This is a genomic window from Okeania sp. SIO2F4 (assembly GCF_010672385.1).
Classification (GTDB): domain Bacteria; phylum Cyanobacteriota; class Cyanobacteriia; order Cyanobacteriales; family Microcoleaceae; genus Trichodesmium.
This window is the reverse complement of the sequence record NZ_JAAHGT010000331.1, coordinates 1-9,487: the sequence shown is the minus strand read 5'-3', so window position 1 is coordinate 9,487 and position 9,487 is coordinate 1. Positions and strand designations below refer to the sequence as shown.

11 protein-coding genes are annotated in these 9,487 nt (G+C 34.6%); 3 read left to right on the top strand and 8 right to left on the bottom strand.

Features of this window, described 5'->3' with window-relative positions; genetic code table 11:
- Window positions 1–390: 390 nt before the first annotated feature.
- From F6K22_RS20380 to F6K22_RS20365, 4 genes are all read right to left on the bottom strand, one after another.
- Window positions 391–594: a hypothetical protein gene (locus tag F6K22_RS20380; RefSeq protein WP_293101860.1), complete on the bottom strand. Its 204-nt coding sequence runs from the start codon at window positions 592–594 to the stop codon at window positions 391–393.
- Window positions 595–600: 6 nt separating this feature from the next.
- Window positions 601–930, bottom strand: a complete 330-nt coding sequence (locus F6K22_RS20375) for a hypothetical protein (RefSeq protein ID WP_293101857.1) — start codon at window positions 928–930, stop codon at window positions 601–603.
- 559 nt (window positions 931–1,489) lie between these two features.
- Entirely contained in the window at window positions 1,490–1,753 is a 264-nt protein-coding gene (locus F6K22_RS20370) for a hypothetical protein (RefSeq protein WP_293101854.1), read from the bottom strand.
- 135 nt (window positions 1,754–1,888) lie between these two features.
- Window positions 1,889–2,356 carry a hydrogenase maturation protease gene (locus tag F6K22_RS20365; RefSeq protein WP_293101852.1) on the bottom strand — a complete coding sequence of 156 codons (468 nt, stop codon included), beginning with the start codon at window positions 2,354–2,356 and terminating at the stop codon, window positions 1,889–1,891.
- A gap of 373 nt (window positions 2,357–2,729) precedes the next feature.
- Here F6K22_RS20365 and F6K22_RS20360 point away from each other — a divergent pair, with 373 nt between their 5' ends.
- Window positions 2,730–3,266, top strand: coding sequence for a GNAT family N-acetyltransferase (locus F6K22_RS20360; protein WP_293101849.1), 537 nt, complete (start codon window positions 2,730–2,732; stop codon window positions 3,264–3,266).
- Between the two features lie 31 nt (window positions 3,267–3,297).
- Here the strand turns inward: F6K22_RS20360 and F6K22_RS20355 are convergent, their stop codons facing one another.
- Together F6K22_RS20355 and F6K22_RS20350 are read right to left on the bottom strand one after the other, a co-directional pair.
- On the bottom strand, window positions 3,298–4,653 hold the full coding sequence (locus F6K22_RS20355) for an MFS transporter (protein WP_293101846.1): 1,356 nt from the start codon (window positions 4,651–4,653) through the stop codon (window positions 3,298–3,300).
- Between the two features lie 350 nt (window positions 4,654–5,003).
- The gene (locus tag F6K22_RS20350) at window positions 5,004–5,804 is read right to left on the bottom strand and encodes an aspartyl/asparaginyl beta-hydroxylase domain-containing protein (protein WP_293101843.1); all 801 of its coding nucleotides are present in this window, start codon (window positions 5,802–5,804) and stop codon (window positions 5,004–5,006) included.
- A gap of 146 nt (window positions 5,805–5,950) precedes the next feature.
- On the opposite strand from F6K22_RS20350, the gene F6K22_RS20345 reads away from it, so the two are divergent.
- Window positions 5,951–7,087 (top strand): AbrB family transcriptional regulator, encoded by a 1,137-nt coding sequence (locus tag F6K22_RS20345; RefSeq protein WP_293101841.1) that lies wholly within the window; start codon window positions 5,951–5,953, stop codon window positions 7,085–7,087.
- A gap of 108 nt (window positions 7,088–7,195) precedes the next feature.
- Here the strand turns inward: F6K22_RS20345 and F6K22_RS20340 are convergent, their stop codons facing one another.
- Both F6K22_RS20340 and F6K22_RS20335 read right to left on the bottom strand, forming a co-directional pair.
- On the bottom strand, window positions 7,196–7,813 hold the full coding sequence (locus tag F6K22_RS20340; RefSeq protein WP_293101838.1) for a glutathione S-transferase family protein: 618 nt from the start codon (window positions 7,811–7,813) through the stop codon (window positions 7,196–7,198).
- Window positions 7,814–8,058: 245 nt separating this feature from the next.
- The gene (locus tag F6K22_RS20335; protein ID WP_293101836.1) at window positions 8,059–8,451 is read right to left on the bottom strand and encodes a hypothetical protein; all 393 of its coding nucleotides are present in this window, start codon (window positions 8,449–8,451) and stop codon (window positions 8,059–8,061) included.
- A gap of 443 nt (window positions 8,452–8,894) precedes the next feature.
- On the opposite strand from F6K22_RS20335, the gene F6K22_RS20330 reads away from it, so the two are divergent.
- The gene (locus tag F6K22_RS20330; RefSeq protein WP_293101833.1) at window positions 8,895–9,086 is read left to right on the top strand and encodes a hypothetical protein; all 192 of its coding nucleotides are present in this window, start codon (window positions 8,895–8,897) and stop codon (window positions 9,084–9,086) included.
- Window positions 9,087–9,487: the final 401 nt, after the last annotated feature.

Sequence of the window (9,487 nt, the reverse complement as noted above, 5' to 3'; positions counted from 1 at the left end):
CTTTCGGTTTTGTCTATCCCTATCATTTAATTTATTTATTATGTTATCAATCTACATAAATAACCATCTTAATTATTTATATTATTTTAATATTTATTTTTGACTCACAGACATAAAGATAAGGTGGGCAAATATTCAAAGTTTTAGCATCAGTAAATAATAATTTCAATTTGCCCACGAAAGAAAAATGGGAGAATGGGAGCTGCGATCTTTTAACTTGCAGAGGAAATTCGACTCAGCTTGTTTTAACAAGCGTGAATCTTAAAATAAACTTAGTTGTTCTCCATCTGTTCCTTTAAATTTGCGAGTGGGTTTAGATTTAGTCTTATGTAGGGGCGAATGGCCATTTGCCCCTACAACAGAAAACTCAGTTGTCTCAAAAAGGTTAAGCTAAGTAGGAGTTATTAATTGATTAGTTAATTGTTTTACTACTTTGACTTTTTGTTTGACTAACTCTCCAAAACTGTAGCTAAAACCATCATATTTATAGATATGACGACAATATTTATGGTTGAAATCAAAGGTTTGAGTTGATACGCATGAGTTTAAAGTTACCCTTTTTCCTAACAGCAATTCTGCTGCTTCCTGCTTCAATCTCGATCAAACTTTGGCTGGCGGAGCTATTTCTTGAGAACCACGTTCAAAGGCGATCGCCTTAGCAATAGATTCTGGTAATTCCTGCAAATCATCTGTATCTTGAGAACCACTTACAGGAGATACAAAAGTATAACAAGGGTCACATTCAGCAGTATCATAAACTTGTAGAATCCAATAGTCAGGACATCCTTCTATCCCTACTTCAACAATATACCAACTAGGTTCTTGTCGAGCATATCTAATAGTAAACCAATCTTTTTCTGTCTGGGGAACTTCCCAATCATTACTCAAAAAATCAATTGCTAATTCTTCTGCTTCTTTTTGAGAAAACATAATATTAATTATTGATAATTAGGTGCTATGTTTTAGTTTAAGTTTAATTAGATTCAGCGAAAGGAGAGTAGGGTTAGGGGAGAATAGGGATATTTGCCACTTATAGAAATGCTTAACATATTAAGCAGATTGCTATACATTAATACTGTACTTGAGCGATACTTAAATTATTAAGTAATTAACATAAGCTGAAGAAAATTTTTGCTAATTATTAGCCAGTAGTCTGTTAATTATTCTTATGTGTACGGACGTTGCATGCAACGTCCCTACTACTCCCCCACTCTCCTACTCCCTTAACGAGAAACTGTGGTCTAAAGCCTCCCCTTTTAAAGGGAAAAAAGCGGTCGGAAAGCGGAGCATTCCGTCAGGATGGGATGGCGAGGTCTCCTCGCTTGCCTCCAATCGACCAAGAGAAGAAAAAATTTTTCCTTTGAGTCCATCCTATTCTTTTCAAGGAGAGGTAATAATTAATTATTAATTATTAATTATTAATTATTAATTGTTGAATCTCCTACTTCCTGCCTCAATATACAGGTTGAAAAGTTTTTGAGAAATGCTGTTACTGTGCAGGAACTTCCGAAGCATTGGGGTCAGGATATAATCCTAATTGTTTCGCTAATTCACGAGCAAGATGGAATAAAAATTTAGCTCCATCTTGATTTCCATGATGAATTTGTGCTTGACCTACTTGCATTAAAACTGAAACAAAACCAGCATCAACCAGCTCAATATTTTCATCTAAAACATCAGGTTCTTTGCCATTTGGGCATTTAACTAATTTATCAATTAATTCATAATATTGTTCTTGTTTTTGTTCGTCCATGATAATTTCCTTTAATGTTAATTTTTCTATTTGAACTTCTCCACCAAATTATTACTATTTGATGTTGATTATCTTTAATTAATTAGTGATGGGTATAAATTCCCTACTAATTTATTCTGACTCCTTCTTTAAAGCCTACCTTTTACTCTCAAAACTGTTTATAATTTCTTGCAAAACCTTTTCAGCAGAATGCTGAACTACAGATGAAAGTTCTAAACCAAAATCTAAATTTTCAGCTTCTATTAAATAGACAATTACATCTTTAGGAAAATCCTCCTGAAAGATTTTTCTACCTACTGCTAGAGCATTATCCCAACGAAAATCATGCAAACTATAACTAGGTTCTGGCAATGCTTCCAACTCCGAACTAGGAACCTTAAATATTGCACCTGGTTCCGAACCTGTCGCACTAGCATCTACAATAATTAATTGCTGAGTACCCCGCGCTTGAAACATTACTTCCATTCCCGCAGTACCGCAGTCATAAACTCGGACATGAGGAACAGGATATGCAGCCAAATATTGTTGCAGGTGTTGAGCAATAATTACTCCCACCCCATCATCACTACGGTTAAGATTACCGCAACCGATAATTGTCAACATTATGTATTTGTTAAATGGGGTCTAGATGTGCTGAAAAGTAGATTTTGTCTAGTTTATTAACTTCACGTCCTCAACAATAACCCATTTTTTCAACCATTTTTGTAACGTGGTAACATATAATAGAAGTCAAAAGTCAGAAGTCAGAAGTCAGAAGTGAATAAGAAAATATTTAGATTCTTATATAGAGTCAGGTTGAACAGTCGTCATTGTGACGATAGGAAGCAATCTCAGAGGTGCCCGGAGATTGCTTCCTTCCACTCCGTTCTAGTCGCTGCGGACTGAGCTATAGTAATTATCCGGATTCTATATTAGCGATCGCCTTGCTTACTGCTATTTTGAAAAAAAACACTACCATTGAATTATTAAAAAGATAATGATTATTAGAAAAGCTTTAGATTCAGATTTAGAAAATATACTGTCTGTCGAACGTGCTGCATTTGGTTCAGAGGATGGGGCTGAAATTGTGCAAAAGCTTCTTGGGGACGATAGCGCAAAACCAATTGTTTCTCTAGTTGCTTTCCAAGAAGATAGAGCAGTAGGACATATTTTTTTCAGTAGAGCTACTCTGGAACCAAATGTTCCGTTATCACTTTCAATTCTAGGTCCCCTTGCCGTTGTTCCCGATGTTCAAAAACAAGGTATTGGTGGTAAACTCATTAAAAACGGATTAGATATTTTATCGGAATCTGGAGTAGACCTCGTTTTTGTTCTTGGTCATCCCACATACTATCCAAGACATGGATTTATACCAGCAGGTAATCTTGGGTTTGAGCCTTCCTATCCCATACTCGCAAAAAATGCGGATGCTTGGATGGTTCAAGAATTGCGTTCGGGAATAATTGGAAATTTTAGAGGAAAAGTTATCTGTGCAGATAGTTTGAATGAGCCACAATATTGGCACGAAGAATGAAGTCAGAATTTAGAAAGCGGTATTAGAATAGTCACTCTAGTAGATGAGACTTGCGTGGTTGACGAGCAAAAAAGGTGAAAATCAAAATCAAAATTGCCAATATCAAACAACCATAAAGACCAGGTTGGTAAGAACCTAATTTATCTTTAAATATAGCCAAAAATGAAGGTCCTATTGCACTTGCTATGACCAGAATCATCATCTGAAAACCAGAAATAGAACCTAAATAAGTTCTGCCAAAAAAACGCGGTAAAGCCACTGCTGATAAAGTACCAAAACATCCCGAAGTAATTCCAAACCCCACAATAGTTAAAACCCGAAATAAAGGTACGCCAAAATTAGTAATAGCAGCAACACCTATTATCTGACCTAGCATCATTACCGTGAATAAGTATTTTAGAGGAACTCGGTCTGCTGCTATCCCCATTAAATAACCAACAATAGTAGATACAACTGCCTGGGGTAAAAATATACTTACTGCCTGCATTTGAGATAATTCAGCTTCTGCACCAATATCAACGATATGGAAAGTAATACCTGTAAATATCAAAGCTTGTGAGGATAAAGCTAATGTCACTACCCAAAACATAATTGTGCGTAGTGCTTCAGCGCGGGTAAAATCTTGTAAATTGTTATCAGATGAATGTTTTGTATCAAAGGAATTTTGAGTATGTTTTTTTCCATCCATCAATAAACTGCATTCCTCTGGGTTATCGCGATAAAAAAACCATCCTATTAACCCCATCCCCATACCCACAACTACTGCCATTGCTAACCAAGTATTTCGCCAACCTAAAATATCAATCAATGAACTCATAGTTAGGGGTGCAATGGAAAAACCAAAACTTACGAATACACCTGTGATACCAGAGACAAAACCCCGGCGACGGTCAAACCATTTACCCAGGGTTGTGCGACTGGTCATAGTTAACATACCTTGACCGGAAAAACGCAGACAGACAAAACCTAATACCAATATTACTAAGGCAATAGTTGAATAGGGAATTATGGGAAATGTGTTATTGATGATGGTAGCTAGGCGATCGCTAAAACTGAGGTAACACAAAGTTAAAGCTAAACCTATTGATGCACAAACAACTGTTACTCTTGCGCCAAAACGATCCAGCAGCACTCCACCATAAGGTAATATTAAACCACTGGTTAAAGTACCGATAAAATAGGCATTGCTCAATTGTAACCGTGATAGACCAGTGGCAGCTAGTAAATGGTCAGTGAAAGCACTCACCCCAATAGTTTGACCGGGGGTACTCATTATTACCCCGATGGTACAAACAATTAAAATTATCCAACCATAGAAAAATGGGAAATTTTTAGGGGCAAAAGGATAATTAGGCTCTAACAGATTTTTGGGACTAACTTTCAACATAATTATGATTTTTACGGAAAAATGGTGGTCTAAGAACTTGTTTGAAAAGTATGAATTTTGATTTATATCCCCCCTACCCCCCCTTGAAAAGGGGAGAAATACAAGGTCAATTCCCTCTTATTAAGAGGGATGCGCGGGGAATCGATGACTTCTCAAACAACTTCTAAAGCCTCCCCTTTTAAGGGGATAAAAAAAATATTCCTGATGTTAATCTCGATGCTTTCCTACGGAATGCTGCGCAAACAGCTAGAGGCACTGTTAACGCAGTTCCTCCGGAGGAGGCTAATTGAAATGACCAAGCAAAGATTCATCCTTTAATCTGACAACCCCTAATTATTAATTATTAATTATTACTTATCTAAAGCTTTATCCCACTCTAACTGATGAGCTAAACCATACTTAATAAAATCTTCTGTTTTAACTCGATCGCTTTTACCAAAAACTCCTAAACTATAAGGATTATCTTCCATACGTTGTCTAACTTGCTCTTGTTCAAATTTTACTACTTCTTCTCTAGGGCGATCGGGTTTAAAAAAGTCTACAACTAAAACTACTCTATCATAATTAGTGTAATTGTGGGGACAGTGTGGATAACTATGGTCTAAAATCATAAACTTGCCTTCTTGCCAGTAAAGTTGATCGTGACATATTTTCATTGCCACATCCCCTTCCGGTACTATTAATCCCAAATAACCACGATTTGTATGATGGTTATAATTGACATGAAGCTTAATATCTAAACCAGGATGAAATATACCAAAATAAACATTTCTGAGAATATCATCATTGCTTGAATTAATTTTTTTAATCGCTTCAGCCAAACTAGGAAAATATTTATCTCTTAATATCAGAACTTTTTCTAATACATCGTTTAATTCATAATCAGGATACTGTATTTGATGAAATTTAAGATATTCTTCAATAAACATACCTTGAAATAAAATCCCAAAAGCACTGTATTTTCCATTACCTTTAGTTTTAATTGTTTGACTTTTAGGACCCATTACATCATAAGTAAACTTTAATTCTTGTTCAGAGGTATTGTCAGTAAAACTTGTAAATTCATCTTTAATTTCTAGCCAGTTATCTTGAAAACTTTTGAGAAAAGGAAATTGCTTTGGATCTAGATGATACTCATTATAATTTTCCATTGTTTTTTCTATTCCTAAAAATGAGCAAGGGTTTTTCAATTTTGACAGAATTTAGACAATACACAACTATCCTCAATATTATAGTACCTTTCCATGATATTATCCTGTCATAGTCATCAATAACCAGTAATATATAAGTTGTATAATTGTCTGTCAAATTTAATATATTGTTGAGCGTGTTAAACCACCAAGAAATTATCTCCAAATTATCAAGTATCAAAACAGCCATCGCCCCAATGACCTTAGCTATTTTAGTAGGGTTTATATTCGACTGGCTAAACTTTCCTGTAGGTTGGTTGCTCGGTCCAATGATTACTGGAATTATCTATGCAATTATTAAAGGTAGTCCCCAACCATTACCCAGAATCATAGTTATGCTGGGTAAAGCGATCGTTGGTATTGCTACAGCATTTCGCTTTTCCCCAGAAACAATTAGTATAGTTACCACTTATGCTATTCCTGTGGTGGGATGTATTTTGCTCACTGCTGCTTTAAGTATGTTTAAGGGCTATCTGTTGTCTGTATGGGGTGGAGTTAGTCGCCCTACAGGTTTTCTGGCATCTATTCCTGGTGCTGCTTCTGCTATTGTTGCTATGAGTGAAGAATTAGGTGCAGACCCTATTGCTGTTACTATCCTCCAATATTTGCGAGTGTTGTTAGTGGTATTCATTGTACCGACTGCTACCATCTTGATGTTTCCTGCTATTGACCAGACTCAGACCACAAGTTTTTTATTGGCATCGGGTAAAACCACCATACCCATGTTTTGGAATTTATTAATAGTAGCAGGATGTTGTGGTTTAGGAATTTGGGGTGGAAAACAATTACGTTTGCCTTCATCTGCTTTCTTAGGTAGCTTTATTGTTGGGTTGACTACTTTGTGGGGAACGCCATACCAATTACAGGTTCCCCAATGGTTATTTGCTGTGGGGTTGTTGCTAGTAGGGATTTTTATTGGAGTTCAGTTTGACTGGGAAAATGCTCGAAAATTGTGGAAAGCTATTTTAGTTGAGATCGTACTGGTAATAATTTTAATTATGGGTTTCTTTGTGGTGGGTTATGAATTTCATCAATTTACTCAGGTCGATCTAATTACTTCTATGTTAAGTTTTACCCCTGGAGGAATAGAAGCGATGATTGCAACAGTTAATGAATTAGGTGGTGATGCTGGTTTAGTATTGGCGATTCAACTAACTCGAATGTTAACTATTATTTTAATTGGCCCTGGGTTAACAACTTTGATAGCTAAGAAAATTAAACGTACTAATATTGTCTCAGAATAGTAATATCAGGACTTACGCAAAAAATAAAATTATACACCATCTGTAGGGGTTAACGGCTGTTAACCCCTAGCATCTCTCTCTTGTCATTCTAGGAAATTATGAGTCGTGTTAATTTAAAGGAATAGGAATAGTAGGCTTTACTGATTCACGTTCATGTAATTTATTAAACCAGTTTTTTAAATTATCATATTGCAAAACCCAATCTTCATTCAACCGAAGATTATAGTAACCAAAAGAGCATAATGCTGCTACATCTGCTGCCGTCCATTCTTCATCACTTAACAAATACTTAGATTTAGCTAATTGTTGCTCAAAAACTGGTAAGAGATTATTAATGGAAGTTTCTAATTTTATTCGATAGAAAGTAGGCTCTAAATCATTTATCAAATTTAGCCTCCATAAATTGATAATATTATCCCCTAAATTATCTGCTAACTCTTCCCATTTACGACATTCAAGTTTTGCCTGGGGATGAGTAGGATAAAAATTTGGTTCTGGGTAAGTTTCATCTAAATACTCAGCAATTAATGTAGAATCCCAAATAACTGTACCATCTTCTTCTACAAATACAGGTACTTTACCAATGGGAGAAATTTTTATAAATTCAGCAGGTTTGTTCCGTAGGTTAACTTCTTTGAGTTCATAATCTAAATTTTTTTCTGCTAATAATATCCGAATTTTTCTAGAAAAGTTTGATTGTGGATGATAATATACAATTCTCTTCATTGATATACTTCCAAAAAAGCTTTCAATAAAGTTTACCAGAAAATTTGTTTTTTTAACTATATGTTATTGTTATTTACAGATATTATAGGGAATTAATTATGGGCTGGTAACTACTGTGATTAGTTATTAGAAATTTAGTAGTAATAATTAATCTGATGGGTATGGTTAGGGTGGGCAAACATCAAGTCTATTAACTACTAATATCAATCACCACATTTGCCCACCTCTACAAAAAATTATCTTAATTAATCGCTATACCCAAATGTTCTGATTTGTAATAGTGTATCTGGAAAATTACTCGCATTTGAGAATGTCACTGAGCTTTGTGGTACGACTTGATAAATTCTTCTTTCACTATTATATGGGGGTATTAGTATGGGGTTGTCAATATCACTGTTAACTACAGCTTCATATTCAGGTGAGTAATTGCTGAAAGTAACATCTATGAAGTTAACTCCATATGGAGGTATATCCTCAAATAACAAGTCTCCAGATAACGGCAACTCTGTTACACATTCTGGCTCTTGTTCTAAAAAACAATAATATTCATCTGCCATTGCAGGGCTGGGAGAAACTACTGCAAAAGATAGTAAACAGACAAGAAATGCAACGATGACTTTGCCCAATGCTTGTTTCATTTTTATTACTCCGTAAGTAACTTTGTGTGAGAAGGTTTTCTCCAATCACAGACTATAACAAACTGTATTAGATTGACTATTATTTAGATTTTCTTTATATTTTAGAAGTTTAAGAAATCCATGATTGATTATATTAAATCCGCTAATTGTAGATATATCTAATAACCTCATAATCAGGATTTTAAGCTATTAATTGTGAGGTTATTACACCGGATTTTATACTACTAATATTAACAACTACATTTACCCACCATACTATTTTTTTTGATTTTTAACTTTAATTATTCTAATAATTCCAATTTCTTTTTTGCCCACTTCCATAGTTTTTTATACCAATTCCCATGGATTAATACTATAATTGGGTAATACTTCAGTAATTAATCAAATTATACATATAAATTTTTTTTTTGCTAGTTGTAGCTAATTTAATATTAATTATTATTATGTTAATTTCTACCCCACTCCCCTACTCCCATGCTAAACATACAGGTAGAAAAGTTTTTTATAAATGGTATTATCTGGGTCATTTTTTGCTCTCTTTTGTAATAGTAGGAGAGTTTAGGGATGGTCTAGATATTGTCGGGCGATCGCCTCTAATGCAGTTTGTCGAGGATTGTTTTAATAGTCTTTTTTAAAAAAGTAACTTTTCATGTTTCGGATTTAGTATGACTATTTCTTACAATGCTTCTTGCCGAACATAGTTATGACTATCTGATATGAAATCCGCTTATATACTTACTGTATAAATAGGATGGCAATCTACGATATTCAATTTCTCCGTTACTCGGTTAGCATAAATATAGACAAAGTTATTGCTAAGTACCTGGACAGAATTAATTTAATATTTTGGCGGTGGTAGGCAAGAGTTAATAGGTAAAAGCTAAAGGGAATATAGCCAATTAGTAAATACACGGCAAATATACAAATAATTTTGTCTACCTACTTAAATTTTTGGAAATAGATAATGTCAGAAACTTTAGATTTTGATTTAGTTATTAAAAATGTACGAGTGGTGCGTCCAAATCATAATTCGAGA